The organism is Methylobacterium phyllosphaerae (assembly GCF_001936175.1).
In the GTDB taxonomy this organism is placed as follows: Bacteria; Pseudomonadota; Alphaproteobacteria; order Rhizobiales; family Beijerinckiaceae; genus Methylobacterium; species Methylobacterium fujisawaense.
In genome coordinates, this window is the sequence record NZ_CP015367.1 from 3371944 (window position 1) to 3394340 (window position 22397).

The following is a 22397-nucleotide window of genomic DNA, read 5'->3' on the forward strand; positions in this document are numbered from 1 at the left end:
GACAAGCGGTTGTGGAATTCGGCGGCCCAGGCCGTGTAAGGAGGCCGGCGATTAATCCCGGTCCGGGGAAAGAAAGAGTGTCGATGGCATCCGTCGAGAACGAGTCCGGCCTGCATCGTGTCGTGGTGGTCGGCGGCGGCGCCGCCGGCCTCCAGCTGGTGACGAAGCTCGGCGACAAGCTCGGGCGCGGCAAGCGCGCGCACATCACCCTCGTGGACCGCGCCCGGACGCATATCTGGAAGCCGCTGCTTCACGAGGTGGCGGCCGGCAGCCTCGATGTGGGCCACCACGCGGTGGATTACCTGCATCACGCCCACATGCACGGCTTCCGCTACCGGATCGGGCGCATGACCGGCCTCGACCGCGAGGCGCGCACGGTCCAGCTCGCGGCGAGCCACGACGCGGAAGGGCGCGAGGTCACGCCCGAGCGCGCCGTCCCCTACGACACGCTGGTGATGGCGGTGGGCTCCACCACGAACGATTTCGGCACGACGGGCGTCGCCGAGCATGCCATCGCCCTCGACACCCAGGAGCAGGCGGTGCGCTTCCACCAGCGCCTCGTGAACGCCTCGCTGCGGGCCCACACCCAGGTCGGCCCGGTCCGGCCCGGCCAGCTCCACGTCACGGTGATCGGCGCGGGCGCCACCGGAACCGAACTCGCCGCCGAGTTGCACCGGACGCTGCGCCACGTCGTCTCCACCGGGCTCGACAAGATCGACCCGGGCAAGGACATCCGCATCACCCTGGTGGAGGCCGCCGACCGGATCCTGCCGGCGGTGCCGCAGCGCCTCTCGGCCGAGGTGATGCAGCTCCTCAACAAGATCGGCGTCGACGTGCGCGTGAAGGCCCGTGTGACCGAGGTGCGCGCCGACGGCGTCCAGCTCGCCGACGGGACCTTCATCCCGTCCGAGCTGGTCGTGTGGGCGGCGGGGGTGAAGGCGCCGCCGTTCCTGCAGGGCATCGGCGGCCTGGAGACCACGCGGACCAATCAGCTGGTGGTGACCCCGACGCTGCAGACGACCCGCGACCCGGATATCTTCGCCATCGGCGACTGCGCCTATCTGGTGGAGGCCGGCTCCGACACGCCGGTGCCGCCCCGCGCCCAGGCGGCCCACCAGCAGGCGAGCCACCTCATCAGCCAGATCCCGGCCAAGATCGCCGGGAAGCCGCTGAAGCCGTTCCGGTACAAGGATTTCGGCTCGCTGGTCTCGCTCGGCGAGTACTCGACCGTGGGCAGCCTGATGGGGTTCGTCCGCGGCAAGAACATGCTCATCGCCGGCCTGTTCGCCCGCATGATGTACCGCTCGCTCTACAAGATGCACGAGCGGGCGCTCCACGGCACGGCCAAGACGGTCCTCGACACCCTGGCGCGCGCGCTGACCCGGCGCACCGAGCCGCGGGTGAAGCTGCACTGACCGTCGCCCCACGAACCGAGGACGGGCGCCCGGGCGGACCGGGCGTGACACAGAAGGGAAGCCTCATGATCCTGGTAAGCGTGATGTATCCGGCCGGCCCGAGCTTCGACATGGGCTACTATCTCGGCCATCACATGCCGCTGGTGCGCGAGCGCTGGTCGTCCCTCGGCCTGCACGAGGCCAAGGTGGTCAAGGGCGCCGGCACGCCGGACGGCGGCACCGCCCCGTTCCAGGTGATGGCGCTGCTGACCTTCGCGTCGGTCGACGCCTTCCAGAAAGCCGTCGCCGCCCATGGCGAGGAGATCTTCGCGGACATCCCGAACTTCACGTCGGCGCAGGCCCAGGTTCAGATCAACGACTTCGCGGAAAGCCCGTGATCGACATCGTCAAGGCTGTTCAGGAGGCCGATCCGAGCCTCGGCACCTACGTGGTCGTGCTGCGCACCGACGCCCGGGCCCTCGACGGCCCGGAACGCTTCACGCCGGACGCGCAGGCCTGGATCGCCGACAAAACGCCCAGCGGCCGGCTGGCCCGGGTGCGGATCCTGCTCGCGCCCTATCCGGGCGCGGAACCGGCGGAGCGGGAGGTCACCGTGGCGGCCTTCACCGACGCCCGGGAGCTCGCCGCCTTCGCGACGACCTGGACCGGCGACCCGCTGCCCGAGACCGACGAGGCATAGGGACCAACCGCGCGGGGCGGCCCCTGTCGGGGCGCCGGCCCGCGCTTCAGCCGCGTCGCATCAGGCCGCGCGCAGCTGCCGGATGGCGCGCAGCGCCGTCGCCCGCTGGATTTCCAGGCGCCGGATCAGCGGCATCAGGTCGGCCCCCGCATGGGCGGCGGCCTCGACCTCGCGGCACAGGCTCGACAGGCCGACGAAGCCCAGGAGCCCCGCCGCCGCCACCAGGGCGTGCGCGTCGTGAGCGATCTGAAGACGGTCGGTCTCGCTCGGCCGGAACCGCTCGGACAGCTCGTTGGCCAGGAGATCGAGCAGCGCCCCCACCCGGTCGGAGCCGAAGCTCGCCGTCATTTCGGTGAGAACCGCGGCATCGAGGACGGCGGAATCGATGTCGGGTACGGTGCGCGGCTCCTCGGCCCGCGCCGGGCGGCGGGCGCCCGGGGCCGTCCAGCGGCTGATCGTGGCGAAGAGATCGGCCCGCCGGAACGGCTTGCCGACATAATCGTCCATCCCGGCCTCGCGCAGTTCCTCGATCTGCGACGGCAGGACGTTCGCCGTCATGGCCACGATCGGGATGTCGCAGGCGGGCGGCGCCAGGGCGCGGATGCGCCGGGTCGCCGTGAGCCCGTCGACCCGGGGCATCTGGACGTCCATGAGCACGAGATCGTAGGCGCGCCCCGCCGCGACGGACGATCCGACCGCCGTGATCGCCTCGGCCCCGTCCCCGGCGACATCCACCGTGTAGCCCTGGGATTCGAGCACCGCGCAGGCCAGTTCCTGGTTGAGCGGGACGTCCTCGACCAGGAGCAGCCGGATCGGGGAGGCTGGCACGGCGCCGGCCGCCGGGGCGGCCACGGACTGCGACCGCAGCAGCGCCGGATCCGCCTCGATCCGGTCCTCCGCCGCGTCGGCGCCCTGCTCGCCCCGCGGCAGCACCAGGCGGAACCAGAAGGTCGAGCCCTCCCCCTCGCGGCTCACGACGCCGATCTCGCCGCCCATCAGGGTCACGAGGTGCCGGGAGATCGCGAGACCGAGGCCGGTGCCGCCGAACCGCCGGCTGATGGAGCCGTCGACCTGACTGAACCGCTTGAACAGCCTGTCCTGCTGCGCCGGCGCGATGCCGATGCCGGTATCGATCACGGAAAACCGCACCGCGTCGCCGGGGCGACCGTCGGCGGCGCGATCATCGCCTTCCCGCTCCACGGTCACCGTAACGGAACCCTCGGGCGTGAACTTCACGGCGTTGTTCAGGAGGTTGAGCAGCACCTGACGCAAGCGTCCCGCGTCACCGATCACGAAGGTCGGAAGGGCCGGGTCGATCCGGGCCTCGATGGCGAGGCCGCTGCGCAGCGCACTGCCGCGCACGATCGAGACCGTCCCGTCCACGATCGAGACCAGCGGGAAGGGGACCGGATCGAGGGTCAGCTCGCCCGCCTCGATCTTCGAGAAGTCGAGGATGTCGTTGACGACCGTGAGCAAGGCCGCTCCGGAACTCTGGATCAGCTCCAGGCGCCGCCGGTCCTCGCTCTGGATCGCATCGCCGTCGAGGAGCAGCTCGGCATAGCCGAGGATGCCGTTGAGCGGCGTGCGGATCTCGTGGCTCATCGCGGCGAGGAACTCGCTCTTGGCCGCGCTCGCGCGCTCCGCCTCGGTGCGGGCCGCCTCGGCATCCCGCGTGGCGGTGCGCAGGGCCGCCTCGACCGCCTTGCGCTCGGTGATGTCGAGATGGAGGCCGACCATGCTCTGAGGGTGCCCCTCGGCGCCGCAGAGCGTCCGCCCGCGCGCGTAGAGCCAGCGCCCGCCGGCCCGGAATTCGGCCGCATAGGAGGTCCCGGACTCGACCGCCCGTCGGATCTCGATCCAGACATCGGCGACGTCGTCGGGATGAATCAATGCGGTCCATTCGGACGCCGACAGCGTGTGCGCAGCGCCGTTATCCCGCAGACCGTGCATCCGGGCGCTTTCCGGGCTCAGCGTGACGAGCCCCGTGCGCATGTCCCAGTCCCAGGTGCCAGCCTCGGCCGCGTCCAGGGCGATGCCCAGCAGGCCGCGGGCCTCCTCGACGGCGAGCCGCGCCGTGATGATGTCGTCGACATCGAGTGCGGTCCCGAGCCACTCCGCCACAGCGCCGTCCGCCGGATCGAGGCGGATCGGAATCAGCGAGATCTTGTGCCACCGGTAGAGGCCGTCGTGGCGGCGGATCCGCCACTGGCCGCTATAGCCCGTCCCGGTCTCGACCGCCCGGGTCCAGGCCGCCTCCATGGCGGGCGCATCCTCCGGGTGGTTCCGGATCAGGCGCTCCGCGCGCTCGGGCCCGATCGGCCCGTAATAGGACTGGAACTGGGCGTTGGCGTAAGTGGACTGTCCGTCCCCGACCCGCATGGTCCAGACCAGCAGCGGCAGCGCTTCGGCGAGGCCGCGATAGCGCAGCTCGCTCCGGCGCACCTCGTCTTCGGCGCGCCGGCGCTCGGTCACGTCGATGAGAACGCCGACGAGGCCGGCATTGGGGTCCTCCCCCCGGCACATGCCGCGGACGACCACGTCGCGGAGCTCGCCGTCCGGACGGATCAGCCGCGCCTCGAAATCGAATCGCGTTCTGCGGGCGACCGCGTCGGCGACGATCGCCTCGAGCCGGGCGCGGTCGTCGGGATGGTAGATCTGCGAGAAGGCGTCGAGACGCGGCGGCGGTGTCGCGGGGTCGCGACCGGCGATGGCGTAGAGGCTGGCCGACCAGACCGGCTGACCGTCCGAGAGGTCCACGCGCCAGTTTCCGACGCTGGCGAGTTGCTCGGCCATCAGGAGCTGGTGGTTCGCCGCCTCCTGAGTGCGGGACCGGGCATGGATCTCGCGATGCTGCTCGCGGATCACCGCCTCGCGGATCGCGGCCTGCGCGATCTCGCGTTCGCGCTTGGCATTGGCCTCCGTCAGCCTCAGATGGGCCACGACGATCGCGGCGAGGTCGCGAAAGGCGGCGGCGTCCGCCGGCGAGAGACCGGCTCGGGGTTCCGGGTCGGCGAGGCAGAAGGTACCGATCCGCAGGCCGGGCTCAAGGCTCAGCGGGATACCGGCATAGAACCGGATCCCGTCCGGCGCAGCGACGGCGGGCAGGTCACGGAAGCGCACGTCGAGCCGGGTGTCGGGTACGACGAGCAGGGCATCGCTGCGGATCGTGTGCTGGCACAGGCTCTGATCCCGCCGCATCGTGGTCGGCAAGGCCTGGCAGGGCGTCTTGAGCCACTGCTGCGTGTCACCGAGGAAGGCCACGAACGCGTGGCGCACGCCGAACAGGCGGCAGGCTGTCCGGCAGACGGCCTCGAAATGCGGCTCGGGCGGCGTGCCCACGATCCCGAGGGCCTCAAGGGCGGCGAGCCGATCGCCCTCGTTGTCCGGCTGTGTGTTCACGTACCGTCTCCGGGTGCGGATTGGCAGCTCGGCCGGAGCCGAGCGATGCCGCGCCTAGCGCCGCGTTTCAAGCGCACCCGCCTGCGGCGCGCCCGCGCGCAGCCGCGCCGCCTCCAGCGCCCAGACCATGCCCAGCATCATGTAGACGTGGCGCCACTTCTCGATATCGATCTGGACCGCCTGCAGGAAGAACATCAGCAGCGCCGGCCAGACGATCTGCGCGTGCGCCCGGACGGGCGACGGCCGTGCCAGGAGCCGGAACCCGACGATGCCGGTGATCACCACGAGGCCGATGAACACCGTGCCCCCGAGCCAGCCCCCGTTGGCGAAGGAGCCGATATACGAATTGTGCGGTTCGAGCCCGAAGATCAGCCGCCAGTGCATCGGCCCCATGCCGAACGGCCGCTCCAGCAGCATCGCGAAGCCGCGGATCTGGTTGCCGAAGCGGCCGGTCTCGCCCTGGTCGTAGTCCTGGGTCAGGGCCGCGCGGGTTTCGAACATCTTGTGGACGTGGTCGACCGAGAGCAGCCCGATCACCGCGACGGTGCCGAGGACGACCGTGGCGAGGGTCAGGAGCACGATGCGGCGGCGCAGGCGCGGGGCGGTGCTGCCGGCATAGACCGATCCCACCATCAGGAGCACCGCGACGACGCTCCCGCCCCAGGAGCCCCGCGAGAACGACAGGAAGATGCCGGCGACGATGATCAGCAGGCCGACGAGCGAGACCAGCGGTCGCCGGGTCGAGCCGGTGAGCAGGCCGTGCATCAGGTAGAGGGCGCCGAGCGTCAGGAAGGAGCCGAACACGTTCGGGTCCTGGAAGGTGCCCGAGGCCCGGTCGTATTTGTAGAACAGGTCCTCGATCCCGAGCCACTGGAGATAGCCGACGATGCCGAGCACCGCCGAGAACACGCAGCTCGCCGTGTAGGCCTTGAGCGCCAGCTCCATCCGGGCGTGGGTGTCGTCCGCGAAGAACATCGCGAAGAAGATGCAGGTGATCGCGAGGTAGATCAGCTGCACCGTCCAAGTGACCGGGAACTCCTCGTTCAGGTAGGGCAGCAGTGCGGAGACGATGGCCGCGAGGTAGAGCAGGAGAAGTGCGACCAGGGGCACCGCCCCGCGGTGCAGCCGCACGCCGAGGCAGAGCCAGAGCAGGATCGTGGGGATCGCCACCGCGTCGTACGGGGAGGTCTCCGAGAAGGCGAAGCAGGCGAAAAAGACGAACGCCGCAAACAGCGCCTTGGCCAGCCCCTCGACGGCCACGATGAGCGGGAGTCCGCCCGCGATCCCGGACGGGACCGGGCCTGCAGGCGCTGCGGTTTGGGCCATGGCTACGCGGGCTCCACGGGCCGGTTACGCTGGCCCGCTCGTGCCGTGATGCCATCCAATCGTTGAGAATCGCCTTCGGGCGGCGCTCAGGGCCCGGCCGCCCCCGTGGGAGGCGGCCGGTCGGCTCACGCGCGGCAGGCCTCGAAGCCCTCCGTGATCGCCGCCGGATCGAGGTTGCGCCCGATGAACACCACCCGCGAGACCCGCTTTTCGTCCTTCCCCCAGTCGCCCTGCACGTCGCCATCGAGGATCATGTGCACGCCCTGGAAGACGAAGCGCTTCGGCTCGTTCGGGAAGGCCACGATCCCTTTGCACCGGAGGATGTCCGGACCCTGCGACTGGGTCAGGTTCGAGATCCACGGCATGAACTTGTCGGGATCGACCTCACCCTCGATCTTGGCCGAGACCGAGCGGATGTCGGAATCGTGATGGTGGTGGTGTCCCGCCTCCAGGAAATCGGGCTCGACGTCGAGGATGCGGTCGAGGTCGAAGGCGTTGCGCTCCAGCACGGCCTCGAGGGGCACCGCGCAGTTCTGCGTGCGGTGAAGCTTGGCCAGGGGGTTGATCGTGCGGATCTCGGCCTCGACCCGGTCGAGGTCGGCCGGGGAGACGAGATCGCTCTTGTTTAGCAGGATCACGTCCGCGAAGGCGATCTGGTTCTTCGCCTCGGGCGCGTCCTTCAGGCGGTCGGACAACCATTTGGCGTCGGCCACCGTCACCACCGCGTCGAGGCGGGCGGCCTCGCCCACGTCCTGGTCGACGAAGAAGGTCTGCGCCACGGGGGCCGGATCGGCGAGGCCGGTGGTCTCGACGATGATCGCGTCGAACTTGCCTCGGCGCTTGACCAGCCCATCCATGATCCGGATCAGGTCGCCGCGCACCGTGCAGCAGACGCAGCCGTTGTTCATCTCGAACACTTCCTCGTCCGCGCCGACGACGAGGTCGTTGTCGATGCCGATCTCGCCGAACTCGTTGACGATCACGGCGTAGCGCTTACCGTGATTCTCGGTGAGGATCCGGTTGAGGAGCGTGGTCTTGCCAGCGCCGAGATAGCCGGTGAGCACGGTGACCGGGATCTTGCCGGCGGCTGAGCCGGATGCGGCCGGGGCGGGAGCGTTGCTCGTTTCGGACATGACGGGTTCTTCGGTGACGGATTCGGGATCGGGCGGGTCAGGCCCCGCGAGCGTTGTCATATTGTAACAAATCCCGTCAAAGGAAGACGGGGCCACACGGTTTCGCGACTGGGGCGCCAGATCGATTGCCTGTCTGACAAGCTTTGCTCTAGGCACGCGTTGCTGCCGGGAACCATCCCGCGGAGCGCCATAGAAAAGCACCAGCGATCGCATTGATCTTGGCGTCGTCCTGGCACGAATCGTACCCTCGTCAATCAGCCCGGTCCCTTGGCCCGGACCTAGAAGATCATCCGCATGGACGCCCGAAATCCGCTGGACCAGGACGAGGCCGTCACCGTGCCCCCGAGCAACCGTCGGTGGGCCCGCCTCCTGGTCGTCGCCGTCCTGCTCGCGGCCGCTGCGGGCCTGGCCTTCGCGTTCTCCGACCGGACCCGCGAGACGGCCTCGAACCTCGTCGCCGCGCTGACGGGGCTGTTCGCACCAGCCAACCCTGACCCGGGCATCGATGTGGAGAAGGCCGGCCCGGTGGAGCGGGTGTTCCGGCCCTCCAAGGAGCAGCGCGCCGCCTTCGAGATCCTGCCGGTCGCCAACCTCGTGTTCCGGCCCGAGGGCACCGCCGAGGGACGGATCGCCCTCAATGAGGACGACAACGTCCCGGTCGTCTCGCCCTATGCCGGCCGCGTGACGAAGGTCCTGGCCCGCGCCGGCGACGACGTGAAGGCCGGCGACGTTCTGCTGACGCTCGAGGCCACCGACATGGTCCAGGCGCAGAACGACTATCAGGCCGCCGTGAACAACCTCCAGAAGCAGCAGGCGCTTCTGAAGCTCGATCAGACCATCGCGCAGCGGCAGCAGGAGCTGTTCCAGGCCCACGCGACGGCCCTGAAGGACTACCAATCGGCCCAGAACGACGTCATCGCCGCCCAGAGCGACCTGAAGACCGCCGAGGGCGCCCTCGACGCGGTGAAGAACCGTCTGCGGATGCTGGGCAAGACCGACGCCGAGATGGCCGCCTTCGAGAAGAAGGGCACGATGAGCGCCGAGACGCAGATCCGGGCACCGATCGCCGGCACGATCGTCCAGCGCAAGGTCGGCACCGGCCAGTACCTCTCCGCCTCCAGCGACCCGGTCTTCGTGATCGGCGACCTGTCGACGGTGTGGCTCGTCGCCAACGTCCGCGAGAGCGAGATCCCGAAGATCCGCATCGGCCAGGAGGTCGAGGCGAAGGTGGCGGGCTTCGGCGCCCGGGTGTTCAAGGCCCGGGTGAACTACATGGCCTCCAGCCTCGACCCGGCGACGCGGCGGCTGGCCGTGCGCAGCGAGGTCGACAACCCGGACCGGGTGCTGCGCCCGGAGATGTTTGCCACCTACACGATCATCACCGGCAAGGGCGAGCCGAGCCCGAGCGTGCCGGTGGCCGCCATCGTGTACGAGGGCGACCGCACCCATGTCTGGGTGGCGCGGCCCGACGGAGCCGTGGAGGCGCGCGACGTCAAGCTCGGCCTGATCAACGGCGACAATGCCCAGGTCGTCCAGGGCCTGCGCGCGGGCGAGCAGGTGGTCACCCGGGGGGCCCTGTTCATCGACCGGGCGGCCACCGGCGACAAGGCGTCCTGAGCGGGGATCCGGTCCGATGAACGCCCTGATCACCTTCTCGCTGCGCCAGCGCGTGCTGGTGGTGCTGCTGTTCGTCGTGATGCTCGGCGTCGGCTACGGCGCCTACACGCAGCTCAACATCGAGGCCTATCCAGACCCGGTCCCGCCGCTGGTCGACGTGATCACCCAGAACCCGGGCCAGTCCGCCGACGAGATCGAGCGCTACATCACCATCCCCCTGGAGGTGGCGCTCGCCGGCATCCCCAACGCCCAGGTCGTGCGGACGATCTCGCTGTTCGGCCTCTCGGACGTGAAGGTCCAGTTCAACTACGAATACACGTACGAGCAGGCGCTGCAGCGGGTGCTCAACCGCCTGTCGCAGGCGCCGACGCTGCCCAACGGAGCGACGCCGCAAATCTCGCCGACGAGCCCGGTGGGCGAGATCATGCGCTACAAGCTCGTCGGCCCGGCGGGCTACTCGCCCATGGACATGAAGACCCTGCAGGACTGGGTTCTGCAGCGCCGGTTCAAGGCGATCCCCGGCGTCGTGGACGTCACGGCCTTCGGCGGCAAGGCCAAGGAATACGAGGTCGCGGTCGATCTGAACCGCCTCCAGGCCCAGGGCCTGACCCTGGTGCAGCTGACCAACGCGCTGAACAACGCCTCGATCAACGTCGGCGGCCAGACGCTGAACGTCGGCCAGCAATCGGCGGTGGTGCGCGGCATCGGCCTGATCCGCGACATGGACGACATCAAGGACACGATGATCAGCCTCGTCAACGGCACCCCGGTGCTGGTGCGGGACGTGGCGGAGGTGCGCGTGTCAAACGCCCCGCGCCTCGGCATCGTCGGCCACGACAACCAGCCCGACATCGTCGAGGGCATCGTGCTCATGACCCGCGGCGGCAAGAGCCTGCCGACGCTGGAACGGGTCGAGGCCGAGATCGACAAGATCAACAGCTCCACGATCCTGCCGCCCGACGTGAAGATCGAGCGGATCTACGACCGCTCGGGCCTGATCCACACCACCACCCACACGGTGATGCACAACCTCGTCTTCGGCGTGGTGCTGGTCTTCGTCGTGCAGTGGCTGTTCCTGGGCTCGCTCACCAGCGCGATCATCGTGGCGGCGACGATCCCGTTCGCCCTCGGCTTCGCGATCCTGATCCTGGTGGTGCGCGGCGATTCGGCGAACCTCCTGTCGCTGGGCGCCATCGATTTCGGTCTGATCGTCGACGCCACCGTGATCATGGTGGAGAACGTCTTCCGCCACATCGCCGAGCCCGACCACGTGAAGGGCGAGACGCCGCCCGACGGCCTGACGGGCCGGCTCGGCACCATCGCGGTCGCCGGGCGCGAGGTGAACCGGGCGATCTTCTTCTCGGCGACGATCATCATCGTCGGCTTCCTGCCGCTGTTCACGATGACCGGCGTCGAGGGCCACATCTTCGGCCCGATGGCCAAGACCTACGCGTACGCGCTGCTCGGCGGCCTGCTCGCCACCTTCACGGTCTCGCCTGCGCTCTCGGCCCTGATGCTGCCGAAGAAGCTCGAGGAGCGCGATACGCTCATCGTGCGGGTGCTGCGCGTCGGCCACGAGCGCGCGCTGGCCTTCGGCCTGCGCAACCGCGTCCTGGCGCTTGCCGTGATGCTGGCGGTTCTGCTGGTCTCGGGGCTCACGGCCCGCAACCTCGGCCTCGAATTCCTGCCGCGGCTCGAGGAGGGCAATCTCTACGTGCGCGGGACGATGCCGGCCTCGATCTCGCTGGAGGCCGGCAACGCCTACGTCCAGCGCATGCGCAAGATCTTCCAGGAGGTCCCGGAGGTCACCACCGTCCTGTCGCACCAGGGCCGCCCGAACGACGGGACCGACGCCACGGGCTTCTTCAACGTCGAGATCCTGGCGCCGCTCAAGCCCATCGACCAGTGGCGCAAGGGCCTCGACAAGGAGACGCTGATCCAGGACCTGAGCAAGAAGCTGGAGGCGGAGTTTCCCGGCATCGAGTTCAACTTCTCGCAGTATATCGAGGACAACGTCCAGGAGGCCGCCTCGGGCGTGAAGGGCGAGAACTCGGTCAAGATCTACGGCAACGACCTCACCCAGCTCACCAAGACCGCCAATGCCGTGAAGGCAGCCCTCGCCAGCGTCCCGGGCGTCACCGACCTGTCGGTCTTCGAATCCCTCGGCCAGCCGACGGTGCGGATCGATGTCGACCGCCACAAGGCCGCCCGCTACGGCCTCTCGATCAGCGACGTGAACACCACCATCCAGGCGGCGATCGGCGGCCAGACCGCGGGCGACCTCTACGAGTACGGCTCGGACCGTCACTTCCCGATGCGGGTGCGGCTCGCCAAGGAGTACCGCTCGTCACTGGCCGGCATCCGCAACATCGCGGTCGGTGCCCAGAACCCCAACGGCGGCGTCATCCAGGTACCGCTCTCCGAGATCGCCGATGTCGACCTCGTCTCGGGGGCCTCGTTCATCTACCGCGAGGACCAGGAGCGCTACATCCCGGTGAAGTTCTCGGTGCGCGGCCGCGACCTCGGCAGCGCGGTGATCGAGGCGCAGCGCAAGGTCGCCGACGCGGTGGACCTGCCGCCGGGCTACCGGCTGGAATGGGTCGGGCAGTTCACCAACCTGAAGGAGGCGGCCACCCGGCTCAGCCTCGTGGTGCCGATCACGCTGCTGCTGATCGCGCTGCTCCTCTACATCAACTTCTCGTCGGTGGCCGACATGCTGCTGACCCTGTCGGTGATCCCGATGGCGATGATCGGCGGCATCTTCGCCCTGGCGCTGACCGGCACGCCGTTCTCGATCTCGGCGGCGATCGGCTTCATCGCGCTGTTCGGGATCTCGACCATGGAGGGCGTGATCCTGCTCGCCTACTACAACCAGCTGCTCGACGAAGGCTGGAAGCGGCAGGAGGCGGTCTGGCACGCCGCCGTGGTACGCATGCGCCCGGTGATGATGACCTGCGTGGCGGCCTGCGTCGGCCTGCTGCCGGCGGCGGTTTCCACCGGCATCGGCTCGCAGGTGCAGAAGCCGCTGGCGCTCGTGGTGGTGGGCGGCATCATCCTGGCGCCGAACCTGATCCTCGTGGTCGTGCCGGTGCTGATCTCCCTGTTCTCCCGACGGCACCCGAACCCGGACGCACAGGCCCGGTCCGCGCATCGGGCCGCCGCGTGAGCCGGTTCACGACCGCACGGGCGGGGGGTCTGCCCGTTGCAGGGGCGCCACAACGGCATCCCCGCGGGCGCCAACAGGGGACAGTTGCATTGACTTGGATGCGGTCCGCGCCGCTCTACCGAGGTGGGGTTTTCGGGGGCGGGATGGTGGACTTTGCGCCGGGACGGTGCAGACGGGCAGCCGCTGTGCTGGCGGCCTCCCTGTGCCTGTCGGCCTGCGCGGTCGGCCCGAACTTCGTGCCGCCCGAGGACCCGCCGGTCGGCCGCTACACCAAGGAGCCGCTGCAGAATCCCTCCGCGGCCGACAAGATTCGGACCCGGCAGGGCGGCTCGGCCGACCAGAGCTTCGTCTCCGGCGCCGACATCCCCGGCCAGTGGTGGACCCTGTTCCATTCGAAGGCGCTGAACCGCCTCGTGGAGCAGGCCCTCGCCAACAACCCGACGCTGGAGGCCGCGCAGGCCTCCCTGCGGGTGGCGCAGCAGAACGTGCTGGCCCAGAAGGGCACGCTCTATCCGAGCCTGACCGCGACCCCGCAGATCCAGGGCGCCCAGGCGCCCGGCCTCGACCTGCAATCGCCCCTCAACAACCAGAACCAGTATCTCTACAGCCTCTCCACGCCGCAGGCGGTGGTCTCGTACAATCCGGATGTGTTCGGCGGGAACCGCCGGCAGATCGAGTCCCTGGAGGCCACCACCGAGAACCAGCGCTTCCAGCTGGAGGCGGCCTATCTGAGCCTGACCGCCAACGTGGTCGCCGCCGCGATCCAGGAGGCGTCCCTGCGGGCGCAGATCGACGCGACCCGCAAGGTGATCCAGGCGCAGACCGAGGTGCTGCAGCTCTACAACAAGCAGCTCTCCCTGGGGCAGATTGCCGGGGCCGACGTGGTGCAGCAGCAGGCGGCGCTGGCGCTGTCGCAGCAGCTGCTGCCTCCGCTGGAGAAGGCGCTCGCGCAGCAGCGCAACCTGCTCACCGCGCTGGCCGGGCGCCTGCCCTCGGACGAGGTCTCCGAGACCTTCGACCTCGCCGCCCTGCGCCTGCCGACGCGGCTCCCGGTGAGCCTGCCCTCGCGGCTCGTGCAGCAGCGGCCCGACGTGAAGGCGGCGGAGGCCCTGGTGCAGCAGGCGAGCGCCACGGTGGGCGTCGCGGTGGCGAACCGCCTGCCGCAATTCAGCCTGACCGCCACGGGCGGCTCCAGCGCCACCCGGATCGCTCAGGTCACAAGTCCGGGGGCGGCGTTCTTCACGATCATCGGGCAGGCGACGGCGCCGATCTTCGATGCCGGCACCCTGTTCCGGCGGCAGCGCGCCGCCGAGGAATCGCTGACGGTGGCGCAGGCGCAGTACAAGGCGACGGTGATCACCGCCTTCCAGAACGTCGCCGACGCGCTGCGGGCGCTCCAGGCCGACGCGAAGGCCGTGGCCGCCGCCGACGCGGCGGTGAGCGCCACGAACCAGAGCCTGGGGCTGATCCGCAAGCAATACACGGCGGGGGCGATCACCTCCTCGCAGGTGCTGATCGCCCAGCAGGGTTACCTCTCGGCGCTGGTCACCTCGGCCGCGGCGCGCGCCACGCAGTACGCCGACACCGCCGCCCTGTTCGTGGCCCTGGGCGGCGGCTGGTGGAACCGCGCCGACGTGGCGCCGCCCCCGCCCGAGAAGGACCCGCTGAAGTTCCTGTGACTGGTTGCCCCGTGTCGTGACCGACCGCGTCCTGACATTCGCCCCCGTCCCGGGGGCCACCCTGATCCTGGACGACCGCTCGGGCCGCCCCGCTACCGCGTCAGGTGTACATCGCGATGGCGTCCTGCAGCATCTGGTCGGTGGTGCTCATGACCTTGGTGTTGGCGGTATAGGCCTGCTGGGTCTCGATCATCTTCGAGAACTGATCCGAGATGCTGGCGTTCGACTGCTCCACGGAGCCGGCCGCGATGGTCGCGCCGTTGAGGCCGTAGCTCGGCGTGCCCGACTGCCCCGTCGCCACGTAGGTCCCCCCGTCGAGGGAAGCGAGATTGTCCTGCAGTCCGAACTGCGCCAGCTGCAGCGAGCCGAGCGCCACGGAGCTGCCATCCGCGGCCGTGCCGGTGAGCGTGCCGGCCGGCGCGACCGTGAGGCTCGACAGGGTATTGGCGCCGGTGGGGACTTGGACGGGCGCGGTCGCCGACGGGCCGGCGAACAGGTAGTAGCCCGCACCGTTGCTGAGATAGCCGCTGGCGTCCGGTGCGAAGTCGCCGCGTCGCGTGTAGCCGGTATCCCCGGTGAAGCTCGGGCTCTGGGTCGTCCCGGTGTTCTTCCGGACGATGAAATAGCCGTTGCCCGAGATGGCGAGATTGGTCGATACGCCGGTCGACTGCACCGTACCCTGGATGTTCAGGCTGTTGCGCGTGCCCGGCGACACCCCGCCGGCCAGCTGTGTGCTGCGATCGGTCTCGGCCAGCATGTCGGCGAAGCTCGTCTCGGTGGACTTGAACCCCGCCGTCTGGGTGTTGGCGATGTTCCCCGAGATGTTGTTCAGGGCGAGCGACTGCGCCGAGGCGCCGGAAATCGAATTCGAGAGCGCGGTGAAAAGGCCCATCGGGGTCTCCATTCGCCGGAGCGGCACGGCTCCCGATCCGACGACGACCCATAGGCGCGCACTATGGTTAACCGACGGTGTGTTTACACATGTTGCTGAGCCGGCCCGGGGGCGTCGGGGGTAGCGGGGCGCCGCAATCCCGCCGCGCCGAGCCCGATCCGGTCGCACTGGCCCGGGTCGCTTCGCTCCACCTGCGGCGACCGTGGAGGCGTCAGGCCCCGAGGGCGCTCAGCACGATCTCCCGCCGATGCGGCCGGTCGCGGTGCTCGATCAGGTAGATCCCCTGCCACGTGCCGAGCGCCAGCGTTCCGTCGACCAGCGGGATGGTGAGGGCCGAATCGGTGACCAGGGTGCGGATATGGGCCGGCATGTCGTCCGGTCCCTCGGCGCCGTGGACGTAGCCGGCATTGCGCGGCGCGAACCCGTCCAGCGCGGTCATCAGGTCGGTCTGGACGTCGGGGTCGGCATTCTCCTGGATGGTGAGCGAGGCCGAGGTGTGCCGGCAGAACACCGTGACGAGACCGTCCCGGATGCCGCTGCCGCGCACGAAGGCCGCCACCGCGGCGGTGAAATCCGTGAAGCCCGGCCCCGCGGTTGTGATGGTGAGGCGCCCGCTCGCGTGGCGCTCCACGGCGCCGGAGGCCAGCGCCTCGACCGGACCGATCGTGCCGGCCCTGGTGTTTCCCCGTCTCATCCGGTCTCCTCCATCAGGGCCGCCCCCGGCGCGATCTCGCGCTCGCCGCGAGCGAGGATCCGTTCCAGCACGTCGATCCGGTCCGCCTCGGCGGGCGGCTTGTCCCAGCGGATGCGGCTGACCCGGGGGAAGCGCATCGCCACCCCCGATTTGTGCCGGGTCGAACGCTGGACGCCCTCGAAGGCAATCTCCAGCACCAGCCCGGCGTCGCGTCCATGGGCGACCTCGCGCACCGGGCCGAAGCGCTTGGTGGTGTTGTTGCGGACGTAGCGGTCGAGCTTGGCGAGTTCCGCGTCGGTGAAGCCGTGATAGGCCTTGCCCACCGGCACCAGCTCGTCGCCGCCCTCGGGCGCCGCCCGCCAGACCCCGAACGTATAGTCCGAGTAGAAGGACGAGCGCTTTCCGTGCCCGCGCTGGGCGTACATCATCACGGCGTCGACGATGTGCGGCTCGCGCTTCCACTTCCACCACGGTCCCTTGGGACGGCCCGGCAGGTAGGGGCTGTTCCGGCGCTTGAGCATCACGCCCTCGATGGCGTCGGCATCCTCGCCCGCCCCCACCGAGGCCGGATCCGCCCGTGCGGCTGCCAGCGCCGCCCAATCCGCGAAGGGCACACGGGGCGAGATATCGATCCGCGCGTGGTCGAGGCGGGTGACCAGCGCCTCCAGCTTCTCCCGCCGGGCCTCGAAGGGTTCGGCCCGGAGATCCTCGCCCGCGAGGGTGAGGAGGTCGTAGGCCCGGACATGGGCGGGAAACTCCTCCAGGAGCTTGGCCGTCACCGCCTTCCGGTTCAGGCGCTGCTGGAGGACATTGAAGCTCTGCACGCGCCGCTCGCGCAAAATCAGCAATTCGCCGTCGATCGCCCCCGTGAAGGTGATGGCCTCGGCGAGATCCGGGAACGCCCCGGTGATGTCCTCGCCGGTGCGGGAATAGACCTTTCCGACTTGCTGACCCGCCCGGTCGGGGCCGCCGACGAGCTGGACGCGGATGCCGTCCCACTTCCACTCGGCCGAGAAGGCCTCGGGCTCCAGCTTCTCGAGGTCGGCCTCCTCCTCGATCGGGTGCGACAGCATCGGCGGCCGGAACGGGGCGGGATTCAGGGTCTCGGGCCGCTCGGCCCGGCCCTCGACCCAGGCGAACAGGGTCGCGAAGGGCGGGGTCAGCCCGTGCCAGACCTCCTCCACGGCATCGGCCTCGTGGCCGCCCAAGGCGCCGACGGCCGTCTTGGCGAGCCGCGCCGAGACGCCGACCCGCAGGTTGCCGGTGACGAGCTTCAGGAGCGCCCAGCGCCCGGTCTCGTCGAGGGCATCGAGCCAGCCGGCGAGATGACGGGAGAGCTCGCGCTTGGGGATCGTGCTGAGCGTCTCGACGACTTCGGCCAGACTCGGTGGCGGCGGGTTGTTGTGGCCGATCCCGGCGGCCCCATCCCCTCCCGCTTCTGCGGGGGGGGAGAGAGATGGGACGGGCCAGATCAGCGCCGTCGTCTCGGCGAGATCCCCGACATAGTTGTGCGACAGCCGGAACAGGACCGGGTCGATCCGCTCCTCGACGAGTCCGCGGATCAGCGCCGGCTTGGCCTCGCGGAAGCTCAGCGTGCCGGTCATGGCGCCGAGCGCGTAGCCGCGTTCAGGATCGGGGGTGCGCGAAAAGTAGTCCTGCAGCATCCGCAACTTGGCGTTGCGGCGCGGCTCGTAGGCGAGGCGGTCGAGGAGGTGGGCGAATGCGTTCACGCCGCCGCCTCCGTCCCGGAGCCGGCCTCGACGGAGCCCGGCTCGGCCTCGCCGTCATCGCCGTAGCCGAGCAGGTGGAGGGGCTTGGCCTTGATACCCTGCGTCCCGCACCAATGGACCAGCGCATCCTCCTGACCGTGCGTGACCCAGACCTCGCCGGCACCGGTGTCGCGGATGGTGCGGCACAGGTCCGGCCAGTCGGAATGGTCGGAGATCACCAGCGGCAGCTCGACGCCCTTCTGGCGGGCGCGGGCGCGCACCCGCATCCAGCCCGAGGCGAAGCAGGTCACGGGATCGGGGAACTTCCGGGACCACAGATCCTGGATCGACGAGGGTGGGCAGATCACGATCGCCCCCTGCAGGTCCTTGCGCTCGGCAGCCACGACCTTGGGCGTGTCGCCCAGCGGCACCCCCTCCTCCTTGTACAGCGTCGTCAATTTCTCCATGGCGCCGTGCAGGTGGATCGGGCGGTCCCAGCCCTCCTCCCGGAGAAGCGCCATCACCCGCTGCGCCTTGCCGAGCGCGTAGGCGCCGACGATGTGGGCGCGTTCGGGGAACAGCCGCGCCGAGTCGAGGAGCTTGCGGACCTCGCCCCGCGTGTCGGGATGCGTGAAGACCGGCAAGCCGAAGGTCGCCTCGGTGATGAACACGTCGCAGGGCACCACCTCGAAGGGCAGGCAGGTCGGATCCGGCGCCCGCTTGTAGTCGCCCGAGACCACGACCCGGACCCCGTCCCGTTCGATGGCGATCTGCGCCGAGCCGAGCACGTGGCCCGCCGGCGCGAAGCGCACGGTGACGTCGCCGACGCGGAGCGCCGCACCGAGCGGCGCCTCCTGCCGCTGGCGGCAGAACTCCGCGCCGTAGCGCACCGCCATGATCCGCAGGGTCTCGGGCGTCGCCAGAACCTGTCCGTGGCCGGCGCGGGCATGGTCGGCGTGCCCGTGGGTGATCAGCGCGCGCTCCACCGGCCAGGTCGGATCGACGTGGAAGCGCCCGAGCGGGCAATAGAGACCCTCGCGGGTCAGGGTGAGGAGATCGCTGGCGCGTATCGGCATCGGGTCCGTGCAGCCGGTGGAGTCCGCCGGTGGCCCCGATATATAGGCGCCCCCGACCCGGCAGACGCATGGCCTCGCAGCTCAGTTCCGGCGACCTCCTCGCCGATCGCCGCTATCGCTACGCGGAGGCCTGCTTGGCCGACGGCGACCATGCGGGCGCCGCCGACCTCGCCGAGCAGGTCCTGGACCTTGCTCCGCGCTACGCGCCCGCCTGGCTCCTGCTGGGCCGGGCGCGGGAGGGTCTGGCGGCCTCCGGCGCCGATCCGGCCCTGCGTGCCGCGGCGGCACGCGCCTATGCCAGCGCCCTCGAGATCGATCCGGAGGACAGGCTGGGCGTGCGCACGCATCTCGTCCGCCTGGGTGTCGGCGACGGCCTCCCGGTCCTGTCGCCCGCCTATGTCCGGGCTCTGTTCGACGACTACGCGCCGTGTTTCGAGCACCACCTCGTGGAGGGCCTGGGCTATGTCGGCCCGCAACGCGTCCGCGACGCCCTGCCGGGCGTCCCGGAGCGCTTCCCGGTCGCGCTCGATCTCGGCTGCGGCACGGGGCTGATGGGCACCGTTCTGCGCGACCGGGTCGATCATCTCACCGGGATCGACCTCTCCCCCGGGATGCTGGCAATGGCGCGGGCCAAGACGTGGCGGGATCGGCCGCTCTACGACCGCCTGATCGAAGGCGACCTCTCCGCCGCCCTGGCGGACCTGCCGGAGGCCTGCGCCGATCTCTGCCTCGCCGCGGACGTCCTGATCTACGTGGCGGACCTCGCCGCGTTCCTGACGGGGATCGGCCGAGTCCTGCGACCGGGCGGGCTCGGCGCCGTCACGGTGCAATCCTACGACGGTGCCGGCTCGGTCCTGGGCAAGGACGGACGCTATGCCCATGCCGATGCCCACATCGCGGCGACGGCCATCGGCGCCGGACTGGAGATCCTGACTCTGCGTCCCGCCCACATCCGGCGCGAGGGTGGGCGGCCGGTGCCGGGGCGCGTCGTTGTGCTGCGCCGCACATCGGCATGAAACCGCTTGGCTCTTCGTCCATTGTTTGTCGGCCGCGAATGGGCGCGGCCGCTCGATCGGGGGATCAGCATGGCGGATTACGGAAACAGGACAGGCCGCGCGACACCGGAGCGGAAGCCAGAACCGCCGGCCGACAAGTCCTTTCCGGCCGATCCGCGGACCCGCATCCCGTTCGCGATCGCCCTGGCCGCGCTCGCGGGTTGCGCCGATTCCATCGGCTTCCTGGAATTCTCGCAGCTGTTCATGTCGTTCATGTCGGGCAACACCACCCGCTTCGGCGTGGCGGTGGCCAATGGCGACTGGGAGAACGTCACCCGCGTCGCCAGCACCATCTGCATGTTCTGCTTCGGCGCCTTCCTGGGGACCCTGATCGCCGCCTGGGTCGGGCGCTGGCGCCTCGCCGTGCTGCTGACGCTCCAGGCCCTGCTGCTCGCCGGCGGCCTGCTGATGCCGTGGGGCACCTTCGCCTATCCGCTGCACGCCTATCCCATCGTCCTGGCGCTGGGCCTTCAGAACGCGACGCTGCAGGACGAGGGCGGCCGCTCCCTGGCGCTCACCTACGTCACCGGCGCCGTGGTGCGTTTCGGCACCGGCTGCGCCAACCTGCTGCTCGGCACGGTGGCGCCCTCCTTCTGGATCCAGGCGCCGCTCTGGGCCGGTCTCAGCACCGGCGCTGTGGTGGGCGGCCTGCTCGACATCCGTTACGGCGAATCGGCCTTCCTGTTCCCGGCGGCGCTCGCCGCCATCCTGGCGCTGATCGCGATCGTGCTGACCATCGCCAAGCCGGGCAGCACGCTGGTGGCGGGCTCCTCTCCGGCGCCCGACGCCAGCCCGAAGGCCGAGGTCATCGACGCCATCCACTGAGATCCCACCGGGGCGGGCGCGGGATCAGCCGTCGGAATCCCGGTAGCTGCCCCGGCCCTGCTTGATCACGGCACGGCTCTTCTTGGCGACGATCCGCCGTTCCTTGGAGCCCTTCGTGGGCTTCGTCGCCCGGCGGATCGGGGGCGGCGGCTTGGCGGCCTCGGCCACGAGGTCGACGAGGCGCTGCAGGATCTCGGCCCTGTTGCGCTCCTGCGTCCGGTGCCGCTGCCCGATGAGGACCAGGACGCCGTCCTTGGTCATGCGCCGCCCCGCGAGCCGCACCACGTTCGCCTTCACGCGGTCATCCACGGAGGGCGAATCCAGGACCGGCCAGCGGAGCTGGACCGCCGTCTCGACCTTGTTGACGTTCTGGCCGCCCGCGCCCGAAGCACGCATGAAGGACAAGGTGATCTCGTCCTCCGCGATGGCGATGCGCGGCGTCACCCGCAGGGACATGGCGGCCTCTCCGACAGGATCGTCAACGGCCGCCGCGCCCGCTTGTCGGGCGCGGGGCGGAGGATGCAGAGGGGTATCCCCATAACCACATTCCCCTCCATCCGCTGCCCCGCCCACGCCACCGCCCCGCGCGGACCGAGGGCTGCCCGTGGGCGGCCGCGCGGCCGGGTCAGGCGGCCTCGGCCGGCGTGCGGGCGCGCACGGCGAGGGCGTGGAGACCGCGCTTGAACGCATCGTCCAGGACTGCGTTCACCAAGCGGTGCCGCTCCACGCGGCTCTTGCCCTCGAACGCCGACGCGACGATGTCGAGCCGGTAGTGGGTCTCGCCCCCCGGCCGTGCCCCCGCATGACCGGCATGCAGATGCGACTCGTCGATCACGTCGAGGCGCGCCGGCGCGAGTTGCTCCCGCAGCCGCGTCTCCATCCAGTCCCGCAGGGTGCCCCCCGCGCCCACACCATCCGTCATCCTGCCCTCGCGTCGCGTTCGTGGGCTGCCGTCAAGCCCGATCCCGCGCATGCGTCATCAGGCCCGGTGCCCTTGTGTCTCAGGTCTGCCCCCTCATAATCGGCCCGTCATGGATCTCAACTCGCGCCTGTTCGACAGCATCCGGATCAAACCGTCCTGCGACGAGCCGAAAGCCGCGGCCGAGGGCGTCTGCGAGAGTCCGGGCTGCACCCATCCGGGTCTGTACCGGGCGCCCAAGGGCCGGAAGGCGGAGGGCCAGTACTGGCGCTTCTGCATGGACCACGTCCGCGCCTACAACGCGACCTACAACTACTTCGACGGTATGAACGATGCCGCCGTCCAGGCCTATCAGAAGGACGCGATCATCGGGCATCGCCCGACCTGGGCGATGGGCGTGAACCGGACCGGCCAGGCGAAACCGGCGGACGAGCCAGCCCGCGACTGGGCCTATGTCGATCCGCTGGGCATCCTGCGCGGCGAGGGCGTCGGCGATGCCCGCCGGCGCGCGCGTCAGCCCGAGGAGCCGCGCAAGCCCCGCCACTCGGCCACGGTCCGCCGGGCCCTCGACGTGATGGGCCTCGAGGAAGGCGCGGATTCGGCCGCCATCAAGGCGCAGTACAAGATCCTGGTGAAGCGCTTCCACCCCGACGCCAACGGCGGCGACCGGTCGTTCGAGGAGCGGCTGCGCGACATCATCCGGGCTCACGACGTGCTGCGTGGAGCCGGACTCTGCTGACCGGCACGAACCCTGCACGCCGGTTCGCATCCGGGATAGGGCAATCCGCACGGCGCGACCCTATATGGGGTCGA

Annotated in this window: 18 protein-coding genes; 9 read left to right on the forward strand and 9 right to left on the reverse strand. The window is 70.0% G+C overall.

The window, feature by feature from the left end; translation table 11 throughout:
* The first annotated feature begins 83 nt into the window (after positions 1 to 83).
* From MCBMB27_RS15285 to MCBMB27_RS15295, 3 genes are all read left to right on the forward strand, one after another.
* Positions 84 to 1415, forward strand: a complete 1332-nt coding sequence (locus tag MCBMB27_RS15285) for an NAD(P)/FAD-dependent oxidoreductase (RefSeq protein WP_043355729.1) — start codon at positions 84 to 86, stop codon at positions 1413 to 1415.
* Positions 1416 to 1480: 65 nt separating this feature from the next.
* A complete protein-coding gene (locus MCBMB27_RS15290) occupies positions 1481 to 1792 on the forward strand; it encodes an EthD family reductase (protein WP_043355731.1) in 312 nt (103 codons plus the stop codon).
* Positions 1789 to 2094: a hypothetical protein gene (locus MCBMB27_RS15295; RefSeq protein WP_043758980.1), complete on the forward strand. Its 306-nt coding sequence runs from the start codon at positions 1789 to 1791 to the stop codon at positions 2092 to 2094. Before MCBMB27_RS15290 ends, MCBMB27_RS15295 begins: the two co-directional genes overlap by 4 nt.
* 60 nt (positions 2095 to 2154) lie before the next feature.
* Here the strand turns inward: MCBMB27_RS15295 and MCBMB27_RS15300 are convergent, their stop codons facing one another.
* The 3 genes from MCBMB27_RS15300 to MCBMB27_RS15310 form a co-directional block, all read right to left on the reverse strand.
* Positions 2155 to 5493 carry a GAF domain-containing hybrid sensor histidine kinase/response regulator gene (locus MCBMB27_RS15300; RefSeq protein WP_075380794.1) on the reverse strand — a complete coding sequence of 1113 codons (3339 nt, stop codon included), beginning with the start codon at positions 5491 to 5493 and terminating at the stop codon, positions 2155 to 2157.
* Positions 5494 to 5547: 54 nt separating this feature from the next.
* Positions 5548 to 6819, reverse strand: a complete 1272-nt coding sequence (locus tag MCBMB27_RS15305) for an O-antigen ligase family protein (protein WP_075380795.1) — start codon at positions 6817 to 6819, stop codon at positions 5548 to 5550.
* Positions 6820 to 6944: 125 nt separating this feature from the next.
* Positions 6945 to 7952, reverse strand: coding sequence for a CobW family GTP-binding protein (locus tag MCBMB27_RS15310; RefSeq protein ID WP_043385135.1), 1008 nt, complete (start codon positions 7950 to 7952; stop codon positions 6945 to 6947).
* 294 nt (positions 7953 to 8246) lie between these two features.
* Here MCBMB27_RS15310 and MCBMB27_RS15315 point away from each other — a divergent pair, with 294 nt between their 5' ends.
* The 3 genes from MCBMB27_RS15315 (at position 8247) to MCBMB27_RS15325 (ending at position 14414) form a co-directional block, all read left to right on the forward strand.
* Positions 8247 to 9569 (forward strand): efflux RND transporter periplasmic adaptor subunit, encoded by a 1323-nt coding sequence (locus tag MCBMB27_RS15315; RefSeq protein WP_075380796.1) that lies wholly within the window; start codon positions 8247 to 8249, stop codon positions 9567 to 9569.
* 16 nt (positions 9570 to 9585) lie between these two features.
* Positions 9586 to 12735 (forward strand): efflux RND transporter permease subunit, encoded by a 3150-nt coding sequence (locus MCBMB27_RS15320; RefSeq protein ID WP_043758984.1) that lies wholly within the window; start codon positions 9586 to 9588, stop codon positions 12733 to 12735.
* 143 nt (positions 12736 to 12878) lie between these two features.
* Positions 12879 to 14414: an efflux transporter outer membrane subunit gene (locus MCBMB27_RS15325; protein ID WP_043358068.1), complete on the forward strand. Its 1536-nt coding sequence runs from the start codon at positions 12879 to 12881 to the stop codon at positions 14412 to 14414.
* Between the two features lie 100 nt (positions 14415 to 14514).
* Here MCBMB27_RS15325 and MCBMB27_RS15330 read toward each other — a convergent pair whose 3' ends face one another.
* The 4 genes from MCBMB27_RS15330 to MCBMB27_RS15345 form a co-directional block, all read right to left on the reverse strand.
* On the reverse strand, positions 14515 to 15306 hold the full coding sequence (locus tag MCBMB27_RS15330) for a flagellar hook basal-body protein (protein ID WP_075381986.1): 792 nt from the start codon (positions 15304 to 15306) through the stop codon (positions 14515 to 14517).
* Positions 15307 to 15517: 211 nt separating this feature from the next.
* Positions 15518 to 16000: a secondary thiamine-phosphate synthase enzyme YjbQ gene (locus tag MCBMB27_RS15335; RefSeq protein WP_075380797.1), complete on the reverse strand. Its 483-nt coding sequence runs from the start codon at positions 15998 to 16000 to the stop codon at positions 15518 to 15520.
* On the reverse strand, positions 15997 to 17730 hold the full coding sequence (locus MCBMB27_RS15340; protein WP_075380798.1) for a cisplatin damage response ATP-dependent DNA ligase: 1734 nt from the start codon (positions 17728 to 17730) through the stop codon (positions 15997 to 15999). Before MCBMB27_RS15340 ends, MCBMB27_RS15335 begins: the two co-directional genes overlap by 4 nt.
* A complete protein-coding gene (locus tag MCBMB27_RS15345; protein ID WP_043358063.1) occupies positions 17727 to 18785 on the reverse strand; it encodes a ligase-associated DNA damage response exonuclease in 1059 nt (352 codons plus the stop codon). Before MCBMB27_RS15345 ends, MCBMB27_RS15340 begins: the two co-directional genes overlap by 4 nt.
* Positions 18786 to 18853: 68 nt before the next feature.
* Here MCBMB27_RS15345 and MCBMB27_RS15350 point away from each other — a divergent pair, with 68 nt between their 5' ends.
* Both MCBMB27_RS15350 and MCBMB27_RS15355 read left to right on the forward strand, forming a co-directional pair.
* Positions 18854 to 19801, forward strand: a complete 948-nt coding sequence (locus MCBMB27_RS15350; RefSeq protein WP_075380799.1) for a methyltransferase domain-containing protein — start codon at positions 18854 to 18856, stop codon at positions 19799 to 19801.
* Between the two features lie 69 nt (positions 19802 to 19870).
* Positions 19871 to 20665: a YoaK family protein gene (locus tag MCBMB27_RS15355; RefSeq protein ID WP_043358073.1), complete on the forward strand. Its 795-nt coding sequence runs from the start codon at positions 19871 to 19873 to the stop codon at positions 20663 to 20665.
* A 24-nt stretch (positions 20666 to 20689) separates the two neighbouring features.
* On the opposite strand, the gene arfB is transcribed toward MCBMB27_RS15355, so the two are convergent.
* Positions 20690 to 21121: an alternative ribosome rescue aminoacyl-tRNA hydrolase ArfB gene (arfB, locus tag MCBMB27_RS15360; protein WP_043358059.1), complete on the reverse strand. Its 432-nt coding sequence runs from the start codon at positions 21119 to 21121 to the stop codon at positions 20690 to 20692.
* Between the two features lie 169 nt (positions 21122 to 21290).
* The gene (locus MCBMB27_RS15365; protein ID WP_043758999.1) at positions 21291 to 21587 is read right to left on the reverse strand and encodes a BolA family protein; all 297 of its coding nucleotides are present in this window, start codon (positions 21585 to 21587) and stop codon (positions 21291 to 21293) included.
* A 109-nt stretch (positions 21588 to 21696) separates the two neighbouring features.
* On the opposite strand from MCBMB27_RS15365, the gene MCBMB27_RS15370 reads away from it, so the two are divergent.
* Positions 21697 to 22323, forward strand: coding sequence for a J domain-containing protein (locus MCBMB27_RS15370; protein ID WP_043358056.1), 627 nt, complete (start codon positions 21697 to 21699; stop codon positions 22321 to 22323).
* Positions 22324 to 22397: the final 74 nt, after the last annotated feature.